The sequence below is a fragment of the Chryseobacterium hagamense genome (assembly GCF_007991455.1).
Lineage (GTDB): Bacteria > Bacteroidota > Bacteroidia > Flavobacteriales > Weeksellaceae > Chryseobacterium > Chryseobacterium hagamense.
In genome coordinates, this window is record NZ_BJYJ01000003.1 from 86,490 (window position 1) to 106,250 (window position 19,761).

Sequence of the window (19,761 nt, forward strand, 5' to 3'; positions counted from 1 at the left end):
ATTTATATATTTAGGATTAAAGGTTGAAGCAGTTTCATCCGGTAATGCTGCTGTAAAAAGGTTTCATCAATTTTTTTGTTGGAAATCACCATGGAAGCGCCCAGAGCAGAACCTAGCGGAGAATGGGTAGACATTACCCGGTAATGCTGGAAATGATGTGACATCAGTTTCATGAATACATCATTATCCGTAAATCCGCCATCAATGTAAATGTTCCGAATGTCTGAATTTCCGATAGCATTTGTAATGGTATGGATCTGTAAATCCATCAGCTCGATCATTAGCTGATGATACGCTTCTTCGAAAGTGGCAAAAGCATTTAAATCGGTTTCGCTGATCATTTTTCTTTTTAAGACAATCCCTTCAAAACGGAAATAAATTGCCTGATGTTTTATCAGACGCAGATACAGATCCTGATTGAACTCCACTTCCCGGTGAAAGCCATATTCCTTTCCGTAATGCGCACATAGTTTTTCTACCTGGATCTTATATTCATTGCCCATGAAGAAACGGGATGCCTTCACGCGTTTCCCGTCGATCCTCATATAGTTCAGGCAATTGTTCTGAATGTCTCTATCGGTTAAACTTTCATCATTAAAAGGATTGAGCGAAATACTCCAGGTTCCGGTTGAAAGCAGTAAAAACGGTTCTTTCTTACTTAAAAGATAAGGTAAAAGAGCTGAAGAGCTGTCATGAATGCCAACACCGATTTTAATTTTTTTGTTTCTGTAAGACGTACAGATGCTTGCGGAAGTCGGAACGATAGGCGGCAACAGGGCATCGATTTCCTCTTCGTAGACCCAATCGTGATAATCTGCTTTATCATAGTCCCATAAATTCGTATGGCAGCCGATGGAGGTGAATTCCGAAACACAGATTCCGGTAAACAGATAGGATAAATATTGGGGCAGATGTAGGCTGTAACGGATTTTTTTAAAAACTTCCGGATGTTTGTATTTCATCCAGAACAGCTGTAATCCGGAGTTCAGCATCCCGGCCTGCGGGGAAGCTGTCTCGCGGGCAATTTTAAGCCTGCTGCCGTATTTTTCATAAAATAAATCCAGAATGTCCTCATCCATTGCTTTGGTGTAATTGTACAATGGCGTAAGCACCTTTCCTTTATGGTCCAGATGGACAAAGCTGGCCCCGTAGGTGGAGAAATTAATGGCTTTTACCTCATAATTTTCATCGTCGAGTATGGCATTGAAATTTCTTTTGATCCAGTCCTGGAGTACAACCAGATCTTCCGCAGGATAGCCGTCTTCATCGGTAGTAAGCGGCAATTCGGTATACTCCCTGACAATTTCTTTGTAGTTCTTATCAAAAAGAAAGAATTTTTTATTGGTTTTCCCGATATCGAAGACGATCGTTACCTTTTTTTTCTTGGACATTCCTGAGATGAATTAAATTTATATTTGAATGGTATGGAGCTGTTACATTACGTAATGATACGTACCGAAATGTAACCGTCCTTTAGTTTTTTTGCCGGTAAATCCTTTTCTGGATTTTACACCATTAAGGCGTGTCCGGATATCGAAACCTTGAAGAAGATCCATATATTCTTCAGGCATAGCTGCCCAAGGATCCCGACCATCCAAACACGTTCAGCCTTAATGATAAAGATAAGGATACATATAATTAAAACTTTCGATTGCACTTGAAAGCCCGAATTATCAAATTAAAAAAAACTTACAGCCCTGTTGCTTTTGTGTTTAATCCTCTTTCGGAGATTAAGTTTTCTCTCACCTTCAGATTCCTGTAGGCCGCAATAGGATCCAGCGCAGCACCGGTCTGCCATCTGGCCGCTTTTAACAGCGGACGGACATCCGTTCTGTACGCATTCTGTAAGATCTCCTGGCACCGGACCACATCGTTATCCAGCTGTGCATCTTTCAATGCTTTCTGATCTACCAGCAGTGCCTGTGCATAAGCAATTAAGATGGCTTCCAGAGACTGGATCAGATCTTCAAGCGGGTCTTTGATGTTGTGGCTGGCGTCAATCATCCAGGCCGGATACGGATTCTGCGGGTTGTTTTCCATCCCATACACCAATTCATTGAAGATCAGAAACAGGGCATACGGTTTTATGGAGCCGACCGTAAGGTCATCATCCCCGTACTTGCTGTCATTGAAATGAAATCCGCCGAGTTTCCCTTTATACATCAGGGTTGCCACGATCTGCTCGATGTTTGAGTTCGGCAGGTGGTGCCCCAGGTCCACCAGGGTATAGGCTCTCTCTCCGCAGGCATTGGCCAGCATAAAGGCAGTGCCCCAATCCTGAATGGTTGTCGAATAAAAATTCGGTTCATACGGTTTATATTCGATGAACAATTTCCAGTCTTCCGGCATGCCGGCATAAATTTCTTTCAGGCTTTGTTCCGTGTTGGATAAGGCCGCCTGGAAGTTCAGCTGTCCGGGAAAACTTGCTCCGTCGGCTAACCAGACGGTTAAACTTTTTGAGCCCAGTTCCTTTCCTATTCTGATGACTTCTCGGTTATGCTCAACGGCATACGCTCTCGCATCTTCGTTGGCAGCATTTAACGAACCGAATTTATAAGACTGCTTTGCTCCCGGCTGATCCTGAAACGTATTGGAATTCATTGCGTCGAAAACCAATCCGTGAAAAGCCGCTTTTTCTTTAATGGCTTTCACATCACCTGGAATATCCCAGGGAATATGCAGAGAAACCGCTCCCGCAGAATGGGTTAGGGCATGAATCAATCCTACGTCATCAAGCTTCTGTTCCAGAGTAACCGGTTCCCCGCCGTAAGAAAACCTTCCGAAACGGGTACCTCCCGCACCTAAAGCCCAACTTGGAACCGCTACCTGAAAACCGGAGATTTTACTGACGATTCCGGAAACATTGGCTCCTGATTTCGTAAGTTTATCCGATAAAAAACCAAAGTCTGAATGAAAGTGTTCAGCTTCGCTTTTGTTATATTGTTCAATGGTATCTTTATCTATGATCATGATTAGATGTTACTGATTTATTAAAAGAATTACGCTGTTATCTCGGGAATGCATTGGCCATCCCGCCGTCTACATTGATGATATTTCCCGTACTCTTGTCCAGGATGGCCACACAGGCAAAAACACCGTTGGCAATGTCCTCGGGAAGAATGATTTCGTTCAGCAAATTTCTCTTGGCGTAAAATGCCGGTAATTCTTCTACGGAAATTCCGTTGGCTTTGGCACGGCCCTCCGCCCATTCGCCTTCCCATATCTTACTTCCGACAATCACTCCGTCCGGGTTCACTACATTTACACGGATTTTACTGGATGCCAGTTCTGCAGCCAGCAGCCGGGTCATATGTTGCTGTGCTGCTTTCGCCGTTCCGTAAGCCACATTGTTAGGTCCTGCAACCAGTCCGTTCTTGCTTGCAATATTTACGATATCGCCACCCAGATTCTGTTTCCTCATGATTTCCGTTCCAATCTTGGACATCAGGAACTGCCCCTTTACCAATACATTTTCCAGCAAATCCCAATCCTCTAAAGTCGTATCTTCCAACGATTTGGAAATAGCCAATCCTGCAGAATGAACAACGATGTCTATTCCACCAAAAGCCAGCACGGCTTCTTTAAAGGCTTTTTCGATAGCTTCGTTACTGGTAACATCACACTGAACGGCAATTGCCTGGTCTTTATTGTATTTTACGGTTGCAGATTCCACCGCCTGGGTGCTAAGGTCGGTATAGACTACGACAGCCCCTTCGGCAATCATCTTCTCGGCAATCGCCTGCCCGATTCCGCCTCCGGCGCCCGTAACGATGGCAATCTTTCGGGAGAGCGGCTTTTCTTTCGGCATTCTCTGAAGTTTGGCTTCTTCCAGTAACCAATATTCGATGTCGAATGCTTCCTGCCGCGGCAATGAAGTGTATTCAGAAATGGCTTCTGCTCCACGCATGACATTAATGGCGTTTATATAGAATTCGCTGGCGACACGCGTAGTCTGCTTATCTTTTGAGAAGCTGAACATCCCTACGCCCGGATAAATAATGATCACCGGATTTGGGTCCCGCATGGCAGGGCTGTTCGGGTGCCTGCAGGTTTCGTAGTACGCTTTGTATTCCTGTCTGTATTGTTCGAAAAGAGGATTCAGTTTCTCTGAAAGCACCTTAGAATCGCTTAAATTTTCGTTTTTATCTAAAGTAAGCACCAGTGGCTGAATTTTAGTTCTTAGAAAATGATCCGGACATGACGTTCCAAGTGGTGCCAGCCTTTCCAGATCATGGCTGTTGATAAATTCCAGAACGGCCCCGCTATCGGTAAAGTGTCCTACCATTCTGCTTTCTGAAGAAGCCAGGCCTCTTAACAGGGGCATGATCTGCGCAGCTTTGTTTCTGCGTTCTTCCGCCGGAAGGGGTTCTATTTTCTGTCCGCCGAAAACCACTCCTTTTTCCTCTATTTTCCGGGCGATGTATTCAGAAGCCGTCTCAATAACTTCCAGGCTGTTCAGGTAGCATTCGTAAGAAGTTTCGCCCCAGGTAAAGAGCCCGTGGCTTCCCAGCACAATTCCCCTGATTCCGGGATTTTCTGCCAGACATTTCTCCAGCTGTAAACCTAAATCGAAACCGGGTCTCTGCCATGGCACCCAGCCCATTGTCTCACCCCAGATTTCTCTGGTAACGGCTTCGCTGTCTTTTGCAGCCGCCACGGCAATCAGGGCATCAGGATGAAGGTGATCGATATGCTTAAAGGGAAGCAGGCCGTGAAGCGGCGTATCAATGGAAGGCGCCTTGCTGTCGAGGTCGTAAATGCAGTGATTGAACAGGCCTACCATCCGGTCCTCATCTTCCAGCCCTCCGTATACATTCTTAAGATTTCTCAGCCTTTCGGTGTACAGGCCAGCAATCCCTTTTCTCGTCAGGGTTCCGATGTCTCCTCCCGAGCCTTTTACCCACATCACCTCAACATCCCGGTTGGTAAGCGGATCTTTTTCGGTGGTCTTGCAGCTGGTATTTCCGCCTCCGTAGTTGGTGATCCGGAGATCTGCGCCCAGGATGTTGGAACGGTACAGGAATAAAGCAACCTGATCATCACCCAAAGCGGCTGCCTTTTCTTCATCCCATAAATAGTTTACATATCTGAATGTCTTTACTTTTTCCATTGTTGGTTTTCTGTTTCTAAATTTTTATCCAAAATTAAACTGTTCTGATTTTTGCGGCATCCCGTACTATACTGCCGGATGCTTCATTTAAAGATAAATTAATGTTGCTCTTTTATTTAATTTATCTTACATCAGATGATAACAGCCTGACCGGTGGATATATCATGAATATTCTGTGATTTGATGCGATTTAAATTTAATATCCGGGCAATTGCGTCAGGTTAGGATTATCAATCATCGGATGGCCTGCGGAAGCTGCGGCAAAAGGAAGCAACTCTGTTTTATTCGGCTTGAAGCCGAAAAACAGCCCGTCGTTATCCGATTCGACCCAGGTCGGGTAAGTCCCGTTGTTTTCAGCATACCCGAATGGCTTGGAATACATGCTGCTTCCCATCTGCAGGGTATTGAAGCCCGCCTTGAACCCGACCGCTTTTCTTGCGTTACCGTTAAACGTGCTTGTATAAGCCTGGAACATCTGGGTAGGATACCATTTGTCATCAGCCTGGTAAGCGACACCATGGGCTGTTACAATTGTTGCCAGGGTCGCCTGGTACGCTGCATAATTGGCCTGATTGGTCGGTACATTCTGGATGGCTGCGATTTCGGCAGGATTGGTAATATCAATATACGGTAAGGCCAGGAAAGGATCGCCGTAGACCTGGGCATTCTTATGGAATTTATACAGTCTGTACGTGGCGGTATTAACGTATTTCCCGATCCTTTTGGTAAGGTCTTTCATATCCTGCCGGGTGGCATTGATTTCACTGGTCAGACTGTTGGTACGGATAAGATCTGTCCGGAGATTGAACTCGCCTGCAAATTCCCATTTCCTTTCCTGCACGATCGCCTGAAGGAAATCGTTCTGCCCGGCAGGAATAGGCATCGATCCGATACCGGCTCTCGTACGGACGGCCATCAGCGCGGCATTGGCAGCGGCTGTCGGACCATTATTCAGGTAGTTCTGGGTCTCTGCATACATCAGCAGTACATCAGCATATCTTAAAATCGGAATATTGAGGTTTCTGTCACTGGCTGCCTGAGGCTCGACGCACCAGGAAAGCCTGAATTTCCCGGGCATAATAGCAGAGTACGGCGTGCCGACGTCAACCCATGTATCGGAGGCTGCACCGGTATCCAGGAAGTAAATGCTGTATGAAGTGCAGGATACATCCCTGCGGGTATCGCTGCTGTTAAAGGAAAGATAATACGAAGGCAGCATAAACTGCTGTGCAGAACGGGAACCGTAGACCCCTCCACGGGATCCGGGATGCGCATACACCTGAAACGCGGAATTTGTATTCTGACCGTAAGAAGCGATATGCCAAAGCATTTCGGAGTTTACTGTTCCGTAGTTTCTACGGCAGAAATTAAACCATAAAGCTTCGAAGCCGCTTTTCCCGCCCTGGCTCTGCACAAGGCTTTTGGTTCCTCCATTGATGACGGCTGCACAGGCATTGTCTGCGATCTGATAAAGTTCCTTTACCCGGTTAATATCCGCACGGCGCGATACGGTTCCCGGATTTGAGGTATTGAGTTCCCAACGCAGAGAATATCCGGCGGCATATAATGCAATTCTGGCCAAAAGTGCGTTGATGCCTTCTTTTGATAATCTTTCGGTAGTCCCAAAACCGCTTTGTGACAACGAAGGTACGGCAATGACAGCTTCCTGAAGGTCACCTACGATCCGGTCATAAATCACATCGCGGGAAGCCCGCTTGGGATAAAATGTATTCGGGTCGTTGGGATCCAGGGATTCCAGAGGTTCCCAGACAGCCGGTACATCACCATAGATCCTGATCAGGTTATAATAACAGAAAGCACGGATCGCCTTTACCTCACCGATTAAAGCATCGCGTTTGGCACTTGCCGGCATTCCGGATAATTTGCTGGCTGCGATATTGGTACGTTCGATAACCGCATACATCGCGGAATAAATCCCCGTTACGGTAAAAGGCGTATACGCATCATAATTGTAGTTGGCAATATTGTATTTGGAATTGTTCAGGGCTTCATTGGAATGAACCACCGTGTCACCGGCCCCCAGCTGGTAAAACATTTCGGTCGGGATCAGGCCTCTGTAACAGCCCAGGACAAACATTTCCGCCGTCTGAAGATTGTCGAAAACCGTATCGGCATCAGCATTATTATAAGACGGCTGATCCAGAAAATCATCACTACATGAGTTGGAAGCCAGAACAGCAAGAAAAAGGGAGGAAAATACAGCCGCTTTCCTGATAAACTTTTGTTGATTGAATATATTTTTCATTTCAGATTCAGTTAAAAAAATTAAAAAGTTAAATTGATACCGAGCACATAGCTTCTTGATCTCGGGAACGTCGAACTGTCGTATCCCGGTGTTACCGCGACACCGCTGGCAGCAGAAACCTCGGGATCATAGCCTGAATATCCCGTAATCGTTGCCAGATTATTTACCGTGAAATAGATTCTGGCACTGGTGACCATAATATCCTTCAGATAGTTTTTAGGCAGGGAATATCCTAAAGTAAGCTGTGCAATCCGAAGATATGAACCGTCTTCCACATAGTAGGATGAAGGATAGGTGATGGCCTGGGTATTGGTGTTGCTTAAACTCCACAGACGGGATTCCTCATCCGGATTGAGTTCCTTTAAGCGGACGAGATTGTTGGTCTGCTGACCGGTATTGGGATCGATAAGATGATAAAAATTATTCCCGAATTCGGACGGGACATTCTGAAACAGGGAATACGGGCTCAAACTGTGTTTTGTCGCATTATAAATATCCCCTCCGACACTGAATTTCATAAAGATAGCCAGGTCGAAACCTTTGTATGCAAAATTATTGCTGATCCCTCCGATAAAATCGGGCGTCGCATCCCCGATCTTTACCATCTTCCTGGTAAACTGATCTCCTGCCGCATTGTCTGCCGCAAATTTGATGTCGCCCGGTTTTGGGGTTCCCGTTGCAGGCTTTACAACGCCGTCTTTCAGGCTCAGTGTTCCGTTTGCATTCTGGATGAAATCATCGGTGGTGTAAATTCCCTGGTAGACGTATCCGTACATTTCTCCCAACTGCTCTCCTACCCTGGCATAATAGGTAACTGCACCGGCCCTGTTGCTGCCGACGCTGAAGGTTCTGAAATCCTGGCCCTTTTCAAGGGAAAGCACTTTGGACCTGTTATGCCCGACGTTCAGGTCGGTGGTCCATCTGAAATTATCCGACCTCAGGTTGATCGTATTCAATGTGAATTCAACACCCCTGTTTCTCATGTTTCCGATGTTCTGGTACTGCCTGGCATACCCGGAAGAAACCGGAAGAACGGCCTGGAGCAGCATGCCGCTGACATTGTTGTTGTACCATTCGCCGGTCAGCCTGATCCTGTTGCTGAACAGGGCGATGTCAGCTCCGATATTGGTGGATTTGAGTTCCTCCCACTTCAAATTGGGGTTTCCAAGGTTTGTGCTCGTTACGTAAGCCGGGGTTCCCGGAGTATTATTGATCGGATAATCCGTAATCGAGTAAGTCGTGATAAACAGATTGTTCCCGATGTCATTATTTCCGGTAATCCCGTATTCAAATCTGAGCTTAAAATCGTTGATGATATTTTTAATTTTGGAAGCCTGCCAGAAGCTTTCCTGGGATGTTCTCCAGGCAGCAGCGACCGAAGGGAACGTTCCCCACTTATTGTTTTTTCCGAATTTCGATGAGCCGTCCTGTCTGATGGTGGCCGTCAGAAGATACCGGTCATCATAATTATAGGTTACCCTTCCGAAGTATGACATTAAACTGGTACTGCTTCGATCCACGGATTTATCGGAAACGGTTGCCGTACTGATATCATTGAGCCCGAAATTCGGAAAAGGAAACTTAATCAGCGTCAATGCATTGTTTTCCGACTGGGAATAAACGACTTCCTGACCGATCAGCGCATTGAGCTTATGCTTATCCCTAAAAGTATTGATGTAAGTAACCGTATTCGTGATCTGGTATCCGTAAGATTCATTATTTCCTATTTTCCCGTTAATTCCTGTAGTCGTAGGATCGGTAAGGTAAGCTCTGGAGTTTTCATCGGAAAAAGCCATGGATTTGCTGTTTCTCCAGTTGTACTGGCCTGCCGTTCTGAAAGTGAAGTTTTTTAAAAAATCGATTTCCAATCCGGCATTGGCTACGAAATTTCTTGACCGTTGATTCGAAGTGGACGCATTGGTTTCAATAAAAGGGTTCTCGGTGTCATATCCCGGTTCCAGCGCAGAAAAATCACCGTAGGTCTGGGTATTATAAAGCTCATCCAGCGTAAAACGCGTTCCTCCTGTAATGGGCTGCAGCAGAATTTTCTTCATTCCGGAATAAGCACCGCCACCATTGAGGGAATTGGAATTGAACATCGAATTGAAATCTACCCTTACGCCTTTATACAACTGTGAATTAACATTTACCCGTAAAGAGTTTCTTGTTTCACTGAAGTTATTAAGTAAGCCGTTCTGTTTGTTATAATTATAGCTTACAAAAGCCTGGGTTTTATCTGTTCCTACCGAAAAATTAAAATTGTGGTTTTGGGTAACGCCGGTACCGCCCAGCATCTTCTCCTGCCAGTCCAGCGTCGGGGCGTTGGCATATCTGTTATTGATCCTGCTGTAGACGCCCGTATAAAAACCCGGCGAGTCCGCAGATAAATTATCATCGAAGATACTGCTCCACTGCGGTGCGCGTCCTGCAAGCTGGGCCAGTTCATACTGGTATTTTACATAAGATCCTGCATCCGAAAGCATATCGAGCTTTTTGGAAAGCACATCGAATGACATGAAAGAGTTATAGTTGACGGTTGTTCTGCCTTTCTTTCCGCTTTTCGTTTTGATAACGATAATCCCGTTGGAACCACGGGCACCGTAGATGGCAATGGCCGAAGCGCCTTTCAGTACATCAATGCTTTCGATATCATTCGGATTGATGATATTCAATGCATTGTCCAGCTGGAAACCGTCTACAATATACAATGGCTCTGTTCCCTGGGTGATGGAGGCCCCACCCCGGATCGTTACATTGGCCCCTGCTCCCGGAGCACCGCCGGCCGTAACGATATTTAATCCGGCAGCTCTGCCCTGCAATGCCTGTAAAGCATTCATGGCCGGTGTCGCCGACAATTCTTTTGCTGAAACTGAGGATACCGATCCTGTGAGATCAGATTTCTTCACCTTTCCATACCCGATCACTACCACTTCCTCGATTTCCCTGGTGTTTACTTTCGCCGTATCACTTGCCGTTTTCTGACCCCAGAATAAACCTGACGAAAGAAAAAATGCCGGAAATACGATTCGGGTAATATCCTTGTGTTTAATGATTAAAGACATATATTAATTTTAATTTATATTACTTTACTGTAGCCAAAGTACACCGTTACAAAAATTTCGGCATCCTGTCTTATCCTGTATCCTGATATTCATTATTTTTCTTAATTTATTACGTATTGTGAACTTAAAAACAAAAAAGGGTGATCATGCGGTGACATATTTCAGTATTAATTCAAAATATAAAAACCGGGACATCAGGATCCGGTAGCGATTCTGATACGCTTTCCTTTAGTAAAAAAGGCAGCCGAAAAAATCAGTGCCTTTAGGAAGCCTGTTCAGGCTCAGAAACTATATGAATGTGATAAAAAACAATTGTTGGCAGTTAAAAAAATCTAACGTAATGAGTTTCCGTAGCCTACAATTAAAATGGATACAAACATGATGATCATTCCCATAACAATGGTAGAAATTGTTTTTTTGGAAACCCCTTTCCATTCTTTGATAATCACGCCCCAGAGATTGGCAATCAAAATAATGAATGCCATGTGCAGGATCCATGAACTCGGGCCGTTCCCCATTTTGCTCTCTCCCATTCCGTAGAAAAAAAACTGCAGAAACCACATCGTCCCTGCCAAAGCACAGAAGAGGATATTTTTGGCAACAGGAACATCCTTCCTGGTATAATCGGTATAGGATTTATTTTTAACTGAAAGAAAGAGACAGCCCATAAGATTGGAAGCCATCCCTCCCCAGAGAACGACGATGTAGGTCACATTATTCTGGAAAAGAAATTCTCCATGTCCGGGATGAGCGGTTTTCCAGGCTGCATTTGCAACATGGGCCATCGGTTTTCCTGCTTCGAGCCCAAAGTTAAAACAGGCACTCAGGATTCCGGAAATAATGGCCACGGTAAGTCCAAGGCCGAATTTATATTCCGTTTTTACCGGTATTCCGTGAGGATCTGCAGATTCATGCTGAAGTTCCTGATCTTTCATTACGCCTGCTCTTCCACTGATGATAATTCCGATAACACAGACGAAAAGTCCGAGAAGGACCATCTGTCCCCAGGAACTGGAAATCATCAATCCGATCGAATCCTTTCCGGCCCGGGGCGAAAATTCATAGAAAACGGAAGGCACGAGCGACCCGATAACCATTGTCAGCCCCAGCATGATGCTGCTTCCCAGGGCAACCCCCAGATAACGGACTCCCAGGCCGTACATAAAGCCACCGATTCCCCAGAGCGCGCCAAATAAAAATGTAAGCCCTACAATTGATGAACTTTCATTCCGGATGATGGTCCAGAAATCAGGAATGGTAAGAAAAGCGGCCAATGGCGGAACGATTATCCAGGAAAAAACACCTCCGATCAGCCAGAATGTTTCCCATTTCCACCCTCTTACTTTTTTATACGGTAAATAAAAACTTCCGGAAGAAAACCCTCCTAAAAAGTGGAAAATAACTCCTAATAATGCATTCATAATTTTATCTTAAGGATTGAATCTGAAAATTAATAAGATGCAACCGATTGCGCATCTTGTACTGTCATGTCTGACCCTTTGAAAAATAAGAAATTTTATATTGTCTCAAAAAGATTATTTAAAAGCCTGTTATCAATGCAGTTAGCGATATTTGATCATCCGGATAAGGCATTGCACTTTTACGAAAACGTTTGATCAGCCAGGTTTTTTCCCGTTCAAATAAAAAAATCTGACGGGTTTTGAAACCTGCCAGATTTAAATATTTAACATAAACTTGAAGAAGAACCCGGATTAAACAGGTCCGGAGCCGGAAGCCGGTGGCGGGAAGTTTTTCTTGTTAAAAATAACGTGAACCCGAAGAAGAACCTGGATTAAGCGACTGGAAGGGGGATGCCGGATGCCGGAAGTTTCTCTGGTAAAAAACAGGATCTAAAATCCTGATCATAAACTAAATATTTCAGTATTTCCTCAGAGGGAATTCTAATTTATTCCTGAATAAAAAACCTTGGTCTAAATTTTTCAACCGGGGTCTAATTTTTTTCTAAGTCCTGAAGAAATGGCTTAGTACAGGATAGGATAAAATCCTGTCAGAAACTTGAACCGTTTATTCGTTCTGCCAGGATGAGTGGTATCCGAAATCCCGACTGAATCATTCTACTTTTATTTTTGAGTTAAATAATCGACTGATGTCAATACGGTCGAAATCACATTAAAAATACGATCAAAGGTCCTGATGATCAGACGAACATTCTGTCATTTTATTAAAGAAAATTCTGTTTAAAAACCCTGACTGAATCAGCCGTAATTTATCTTTTTTTAATTAAACAGCTGAATATAAGTTAAATACACTCGAATTCACATTATGTATAAAATTATGAATTCTCTGATCCTGTACCTGATCTCTTAATTCAGCTTATAGACCTCACTCGCTGCAAGCAGCAGGCATCCCAAGCCATAATCTTCAAAATCCGGCTCTTTAACGGCAGAAAGCGGCTGACCATCCCTGGGTTCCTTTCCGGTACCCTGGACCCATCCCAGAAATCCGTTCGGCTGCACGGAATCTCTTACAATCGCATTCCAGGCCCTGATTAAAACCGGCAGATAGGTTTTCCTGTCAATCAAATTATTATTGATCCCATACGCCATCCCGTAGACAAACAATGCGGTCCCCGTCATTTCCTTGCCACCAAAATTGCCAGGATCATGAAGGCTGACATTCCAGAAACCGTCTTCACGCTGAACCGGAAGCAATGCGGATAACAAATCTTTATAATCCGTTAAATATTCGTGATAATGAGGGTCCGATTTTGGTGTATCGTGAAGTGTTTTGGCCAAAGCAGCCACTACCCAGCCGTTTCCGCGGCTCCAATAGCAATCTTCGCCATTCGGTTCTTTATAAGGAGGAACAAAACTTTTGTCTCTCCACCAGATCTTATCGGCCTGATTATACAAACCGTTTCCGCCGTGCTTGTATTTGGTGAAAGCGTACATCTCGTAATTTCTGTCAAAATACTTCTGCTCACCGGTAATTCTTCCTAATTTCGTAAAAATCGGCATCGACATCTGAAGCGCATCAATCCACCACCAATCGTCAACTTTATCGGTCGCAATCATACTATCCATAGCCGCTTTCACGTTTTTGATTCTTTCGGGATTTTTTCTTCCGTCGATTTCATACAAATCAATATAGGTCTGTCCACAGGCCTGATGGTCGGCATTTCGCGTGTAGGTACCGCGCATCATATCCCAATTGTGCTTTTGGGACCAGTCCAAAGCATACTGGTAATATTCTTTTTTAGGATCGATTGCATATAAAGCCATCAAACCTTCATAATAAACTGCCCGGGTCCAGAGATTGCTCGGCCATACTTTTTTACCGACGATTTCCTTGCCGGAATCCGGCCATTTGTTCATAAAATACAGGTTGGCACGCTCTGCAACTTCCAGAACCTCTTTTTTATTGGGGAGCTTTGCCTTCGATGCGATGTTTTGCTTTTGAACCGAACAGGAAGTCATTCCCGCCATTATCATTGCCAAGAAGCCTGTTGTTAATAGTCTTTTCATTTTATATTTAAATTTAATTATCAGTCTTTGGGCTTACTGTAAAAATATCCGGCTCCGGCATTTCTTTCACCGATTCATCCAGATAATAATCCGTGTGCGGAGGCTGATTGTATCCCACATTCTGCCAGACAATACTTAACCGGTATTGCGGATTGTGCATCAAAGTATACAATCGGTGTTTCGTCGGAATGATGGTAGTGAAAATCCTTAATTCCCGATTATCAGCCGTTCTGTATATCACTTCCTCACGCCAGTCTCCGAATAAATCGGCAACCAGAGCCGGGTTCTTCTTGGTTCCGTTATTGGACTCACACTGAAAATTTTCAGCTTCGAAAAGGACATTTGATCGTTCATTTTTCCAGTCCCATTTTGAAATTACGGTTCCGTCTAAGATTTCGCTTAAAAAATCGCCGTCCCAGTAAATCCCCATATTCGCTGGCGGATTTTTATCACATATTTTTTTGCCCTGAGCAGTATAAATGCCTTTCAGTCCTGCGCCCGATGCCCAGCATTCCGAACCTTCATAGCGAGGATCGATATTTAGGGACAAACCTCTTCCCGGTCCCTGAAACTTGCTTGCCTTGCTGTATACGGCAGAAGGCAGTTTCCACAGTACCTTTCCGGTTTTCGCATCCCGGAAATGTGCGCCCGCGTCATCAAATCTTTCCTGAATATCAAAAATTTCCAGTCCGGGATTCGCGGGATCCAAATCTCCGACATGCAGGGCATCACCATGGCCGTAACCGGTACTGTTCAGCACTTTTCCATCATCATCTAGGGTCATGGCACCGAACACAACCTCATCTTTTCCGTCATTATCAACATCCGCAATGCTCAGATTATGATTTCCCTGTCCGCGGTATTTTTTATTTTCTTCCGAACTTTCGGTATCGAAAAGCCACCGAAGACTCAATTTTTTATCTTTAAAATCCCAGGCTGCAATCGCCGTTCTTGTGTAATACCCTCTGGACATGATTACACTCGGAGTTTTCCCATCCAGGTAAGCAACGGCTCCTAAAAACCGGTCGATCCGGTTTCCTTTGGCATCGCCCCAGGTTTCGGCCATCTGTTCATTAGTAGGGTTCAGGCTTCCTTCAAATCTGGGGACCTGATAATCCACTGTATGAATTTCCGCTCCGGTCTGTCCGTCAAATACCGTCATCAATTCCGGTCCCGAAAGGATCATTCCGTTTTCGTTAACGTAATTTTTGGTCGGGTCGCCGATAAATTTTCCCGTCCCGTCCCGGGTTCCGTCGGCAGTTTTCATTACGATTTCCGCTTTTCCGTCCCGGTCTAAATCGTAAACCAAAAACTGGGTATAATGTGCACCTTCCCTGATATTTTTACCTAAATTGATTTCCCACAAAAATGTTCCGTCCATTTTGTAAGCCTGAATAACCGGCGGGTCGGTTTGCCCTTTCTGGCTGTTATCTTTTGAACGTCCCGTCTGATGGAGAATAATTTCGTATGTTCCGTCACCATCCAGATCCGCTGCTGAAACATCATTCGGGGTGTAGCCCTCGGGAGTTTTCAGCGGAATCGGAAAATAAGGTTTCTGATGGGCTGTGTATTTTGCAAAATCCCTGTCAGTCTCCTGATGCTGCGTATTTGATTTGACGAAATACGTATAGTTTTTTCCTTTGTCAGCAGTTTTATCTAAAAAATGAGTTTCGTTACGCAAAGCTTTTTTATTCAGCTTTCTGGTCTGATTATTCCCGATACGATAAAGATCAAAATACGTATCCTCAGCTTCTGTTCCCAGCAACCGCCAACTTACAAAAATGCCCGCTTCTGCAGGAACAGCAACGATTCCTCTTTTCAGGTATTCCATCTGTCTTTGGGCAGAAAATAGCTGTGAGAAAAAAATGGCTGATGTGATGAATATGTACTTGACTTTCATGTTGTAAATCTGTTTTATCCCGTTAAAAATTCGAGAGACCGCTTTTAAATTTATATTCTTTTTTCCCTGAAACAGAAGGACCAGAAATTCAAGACTTTGAAATCTCCGGTAAAAACTGAATGGCAATCCTGAAATTCCTGAAAATTTTGTGAGGATAATATTCGTTTTAATGTTGGTGTCACTCTGAACAGCGGACTTTTTTAATGCCTTAAAATTTTAATTTTCTCAGGACTGAACTTCCTTAAGTCACCGTGAAAGATCTGTTATTTCAAATGACTGCATAGATTTAATTATTTTTTTTTCAGCCTGCTTCAGCAGCCACTTTACCCATTCTTCCGTTCCCTGATTATTGGTGAAATCTGCCGGAAGCTTTTTGCCGTCGATGTATTCGTTGTAGCACCACGGGTCGCCCAATGCGAAAACGGTCCCCTTGCCGGCTTTTGCAATGGCGCCTATGTTTTTGCCTTCTGCCGTCAGGATGGCTTTGGCAGGCGCTTTAACATCTATAGAGCTCACCTCTTTCATATATAATTTCTGTGCGGAGAAAACTTCGTTTCCTGCCGGAACCGTCACTCTCCCCTGTTCAAACTCTCTTTTCTGAACCCGGTTATAACTGTCGTCATTGAAATGAATCCCGAATTTTTCTGCCAATCTGTTGAAGTGTTCAAATTCAGAATTGCCGTTGTCATTGCTTAGCAGAACGAGAACCCCACCATTTTTCACCCATTTTTCAAGGTTTTTTATTGTTTTGGCATCCATCAGGTTCGCTTTTCCGCCATACGCCTCCTTATCTGTATCCGGGTCAACAATGATGTAGATGCTGGCATTTTTCAAATCCTTTTGAGAAGGAGCTGTCATCAAAGTGCTGATCTCTGCGCCTTGTTTCTGAAAGATTTCGCCCAGTAGGGAAAAGCCGCCGTTGGAAGTGTCATTCCAGGTATAGTGCCACGATTCCGGAACTTTGGTTTCTTTATCTTGCTTTTTTTCGTTATTGAAGAAATTATCCAAAACGACTTTCGGTTTATCCTGGGCATTGGAAAATCCAAATGTGAGGAAACTTTCCAGTACTGCTATTTTTAATATCACTTGTTTCATGAATTTACTTACTGTTTAATAATACAAAGGAATTAACTGAATCTGCCCGCCCAAACCCGATGGCTGCACTTTCCAGTCAAACGCATCAAACGGTTTATAATCAATATTGACAAAGTTGATTTCGTGGTAATTCCGCCACGCGATTTTGTTACGGTCCATATAGCGGATCCGGTTGGCCATCAGGTTGGAAACTTCAATCTGAATGGTATTTTTTCCTCTTTTCAGATATTTTCCGACATTGATCTCAAACGGAAGGCTCCACACTATTCCTGCATCCTGGCCGTTAATGATGACTTTGGCACTTTCATATAACTGATCAAACTTTAATACGGCATCATCGAATTTATTGTTCTTTAATTTAAATGAAGCCGTGTAAACTCCGGTTCCGGAAAAACTTTGAGTGGCAGCATCATCTGTGAAATTCGTCCAGGGCTGAAGTTTATTTAAAGTTCTGGATCCCGGAAGTTGCGGGCCGCCCTCTTTGAATGTCAGCTGCCAGGGCTGATCTAAAATAATCGGAGCACCGGTTTTTCCCGTATATTTCCATCCGGGAATTGAATGGTCCGGAATTTCTAAAGACTTTATAATTATAGACTGTCCTGATTTTAATTGAACTTTGACTGAATTATCCTGCGTTTCAGCAATTCCGGAGTTCCCGTTTTCAGGGTTCATCAATACCACCTGTCTTCCTGTGAAATTCAAAGGAATATTCTGGTTGATTTCTTTAGAAGTGTGATTGACGAGGTAATAATATGTTCCACCATTGAATTTCCTCCGCACAAATTTCAATCCGGTATCGGTTAATTTTTCTCTTTCAATTCCTAAAAAGCCCAATCCCTTTTCAACATCCGAGCACAACACAACTTTTCCTTTTCCGAAAATTGCCGTTTTGAAATTTTCGTTTTCCCGGAAAGGGATCCTGCTCCATAAAGATCGTAATTCATTTCTTCTTTTTTCCACTTCAAAATTTCCCGGAACATCTTTCGGCTCATTTTGAAAAATGACCGAAGCGCCCTGCCGAGCCAGATTTAAAATATTTTTCAACGTAGATTCAGGCAGATGATCCAGTTTCGGAACAATCAATACCTGATAGGAACCTCCGTCTTTCGAAACCTGAATTTTCTGATGATCAAACTGTGCTCCGCCGATCATCTTATCCGAAATCATATCCAGGGAATAGCCGGATTTACCCAATCTTTCAAGATTTTCATAAAATGCAGTCGGATGCAGCCACTTTTCAATATTGTGAATTTTGAATGCCATATCTTTCCCTTTCGGGCTCGCCCACTGGTCATATACAGGCCAGTACATCAGGATCTCGTTATCCGGTTTTCCGCTTTGTAAAACGGATTGCGTTCTTTCAATATAAGCATTCAAACCTTTGATATTCGGCCACAAACTGTTTTCAGGAACGAAATTGGTCGAAGCATAGAACAGCCAGCCCGGAAACTGAACATCAGCCGGCGTATACGTTGTCCCGTGATAAAAAATATGGTTGATGCCCGACAGAAAAATCTGTTCGGCTTCCGGTTTCACCTGTGACCAGGAGGTTTTGAAATGTTCTGTCAGCCATGTGAAAGATTCGTTGGAAATCAAGGGCTTCCCCATTATATTGGCGGCTGAGGAAGCAAATTTCAGCATATTGATATCGGGAACTTCCTTTGTATTGATGTCTTCTTTATTTCTCCTCAGTCCCTGAATATCGAACTCCGTGCTTCCGAAGGTTTCGGATTCAGGAATGTCGACTGCTGCATACAGATCCAGCAAATTTCCCGGCGAACCATGGGCCTGGTTGGTATTTTTCGAGTTTCTGGAATGTGCCCAATTCGTGAAGTTTTCCGTAAAGCTATGAAGAATGAGTTCGCTCATCGTTTCACGGTAATCGGATTTTATCCTTCCTGCGATTTCACTTTCGTTATCACTGACCAAATATTTGATGTACGGGCTTAAGTCATAGCCTCTCCTTTTTTTGAACTCATCCTTAAAACCGGCAGTCCAATCCGCATTATAAACCTCATAACTGTCATTGAAAAACGAACGGATTCCATAGTCTGAATTTCCAAAAGCCTTATCAAATGTTTTCAGGTAATCCTTGGTCGCAGCCGGTGAAAAATGGTTTAAGGTATAGCCATCGCCCCCCGGAGCCGCACGTTTTACCTTTTGCAGCGTTTTGCCTGCAAAAACGGCATAGACCGTCCAGTTCCCTGATGCAGGTTTCCAGTTCAGAGCGCCGTCAGCAGTAACTTTATCCGTGAGAACAATGGCTTCATTTTTCTCATTGTAAGCAGTGACTATATCGGGTTGTATCGCTTTTAAATCGTTCTGCTTTCCGTCTTTCAGCACAATCTTTCCGGAAAATTTCCCATCCGGCTGAATGGTATAGGTCTGAACGACCATTTTTGTTGCCGCATCCTGTTCTGTCACCTGGGGTCCGCCGATCGGCCAGCCGGTCCCTATGGCCATATCAACCCCCATATTCAGGCTTTTCGCTTTGCCGGTGGTATACCGCAGCATGTTCAGCCATTCCGGAGAAAGGTAATTCAGGTACCTGTTTTCAAATCCTTTTGCGCCATAAACAGGAACGATTTCAACGCCACCGAAACCTGCTTTGGAAAGGGTTGCCAGTTGTCGGTCCAAGCCTTTTTCATCAACGGCACTTCCCATCCACCACCAGCGCGTCCAGGGCTGAGCGGTGTTGCTCGCTTGCGGCCACGGGTTCTGTGCGGAGAGATTTCCGAAGGCCAGACTGAGAACACTGAGTTTTATGATATTTCTGATGTCCATCTTTATTTTATTTAATCGCTTTGGATACGCTGCGCCATCTCAGCATTTTCTTATTGCCA

Annotated in this window: 10 protein-coding genes; all 10 read right to left on the reverse strand. The window is 44.3% G+C overall.

Features of this window, described 5'->3' with window-relative positions:
• Nucleotides 1-2: 2 nt before the first annotated feature.
• Nucleotides 3-1,391, reverse strand: coding sequence for an FGGY-family carbohydrate kinase (locus CHA01nite_RS05165; protein WP_146940190.1), 1,389 nt, complete (start codon nt 1,389-1,391; stop codon nt 3-5).
• 298 nt (nt 1,392-1,689) lie between these two features.
• Nucleotides 1,690-2,970 (reverse strand): sugar isomerase, encoded by a 1,281-nt coding sequence (locus tag CHA01nite_RS05170; RefSeq protein WP_146940191.1) that lies wholly within the window; start codon nt 2,968-2,970, stop codon nt 1,690-1,692.
• A 37-nt stretch (nt 2,971-3,007) separates the two neighbouring features.
• Entirely contained in the window at nt 3,008-5,110 is a 2,103-nt protein-coding gene (locus tag CHA01nite_RS05175) for a bifunctional aldolase/short-chain dehydrogenase (RefSeq protein WP_146940193.1), read from the reverse strand.
• A gap of 196 nt (nt 5,111-5,306) precedes the next feature.
• Nucleotides 5,307-7,376: a RagB/SusD family nutrient uptake outer membrane protein gene (locus tag CHA01nite_RS05180; RefSeq protein WP_146940195.1), complete on the reverse strand. Its 2,070-nt coding sequence runs from the start codon at nt 7,374-7,376 to the stop codon at nt 5,307-5,309.
• 20 nt (nt 7,377-7,396) lie between these two features.
• Nucleotides 7,397-10,438, reverse strand: coding sequence for a SusC/RagA family TonB-linked outer membrane protein (locus tag CHA01nite_RS05185; protein ID WP_146940197.1), 3,042 nt, complete (start codon nt 10,436-10,438; stop codon nt 7,397-7,399).
• Between the two features lie 332 nt (nt 10,439-10,770).
• Nucleotides 10,771-11,859 carry an L-rhamnose/proton symporter RhaT gene (gene rhaT / locus CHA01nite_RS05190; protein ID WP_146940199.1) on the reverse strand — a complete coding sequence of 363 codons (1,089 nt, stop codon included), beginning with the start codon at nt 11,857-11,859 and terminating at the stop codon, nt 10,771-10,773.
• 903 nt (nt 11,860-12,762) lie between these two features.
• The gene (locus tag CHA01nite_RS05195) at nt 12,763-13,923 is read right to left on the reverse strand and encodes a glycoside hydrolase family 88/105 protein (protein ID WP_146940202.1); all 1,161 of its coding nucleotides are present in this window, start codon (nt 13,921-13,923) and stop codon (nt 12,763-12,765) included.
• A gap of 13 nt (nt 13,924-13,936) precedes the next feature.
• A complete protein-coding gene (locus CHA01nite_RS05200) occupies nt 13,937-15,823 on the reverse strand; it encodes a rhamnogalacturonan lyase (protein WP_146940204.1) in 1,887 nt (628 codons plus the stop codon).
• Between the two features lie 246 nt (nt 15,824-16,069).
• Nucleotides 16,070-16,918, reverse strand: coding sequence for a DUF4350 domain-containing protein (locus tag CHA01nite_RS05205; RefSeq protein ID WP_146940206.1), 849 nt, complete (start codon nt 16,916-16,918; stop codon nt 16,070-16,072).
• Between the two features lie 15 nt (nt 16,919-16,933).
• Nucleotides 16,934-19,702: a glycosyl hydrolase gene (locus tag CHA01nite_RS05210; RefSeq protein WP_146940208.1), complete on the reverse strand. Its 2,769-nt coding sequence runs from the start codon at nt 19,700-19,702 to the stop codon at nt 16,934-16,936.
• Nucleotides 19,703-19,761 lie beyond the last annotated feature (59 nt).

Excerpts from the sequence above, each read along its gene's own strand:
- CHA01nite_RS05165 (WP_146940190.1), bottom strand. The coding sequence starts at position 1,391 with ATGTCCAAGAAAAAAAAGGTAACGATCGTCTTCGATATCGGGAAAACC.
- CHA01nite_RS05170 (WP_146940191.1), bottom strand. The coding sequence starts at position 2,970 with ATGATCATAGATAAAGATACCATTGAACAATATAACAAAAGCGAAGCT.
- CHA01nite_RS05175 (WP_146940193.1), bottom strand. The coding sequence starts at position 5,110 with ATGGAAAAAGTAAAGACATTCAGATATGTAAACTATTTATGGGATGAA.
- CHA01nite_RS05180 (WP_146940195.1), bottom strand. The coding sequence starts at position 7,376 with ATGAAAAATATATTCAATCAACAAAAGTTTATCAGGAAAGCGGCTGTA.
- CHA01nite_RS05185 (WP_146940197.1), bottom strand. The coding sequence starts at position 10,438 with ATGTCTTTAATCATTAAACACAAGGATATTACCCGAATCGTATTTCCG.
- rhaT (WP_146940199.1), bottom strand. The coding sequence starts at position 11,859 with ATGAATGCATTATTAGGAGTTATTTTCCACTTTTTAGGAGGGTTTTCT.
- CHA01nite_RS05195 (WP_146940202.1), bottom strand. The coding sequence starts at position 13,923 with ATGAAAAGACTATTAACAACAGGCTTCTTGGCAATGATAATGGCGGGA.
- CHA01nite_RS05200 (WP_146940204.1), bottom strand. The coding sequence starts at position 15,823 with ATGAAAGTCAAGTACATATTCATCACATCAGCCATTTTTTTCTCACAG.
- CHA01nite_RS05205 (WP_146940206.1), bottom strand. The coding sequence starts at position 16,918 with ATGAAACAAGTGATATTAAAAATAGCAGTACTGGAAAGTTTCCTCACA.
- CHA01nite_RS05210 (WP_146940208.1), bottom strand. The coding sequence starts at position 19,702 with ATGGACATCAGAAATATCATAAAACTCAGTGTTCTCAGTCTGGCCTTC.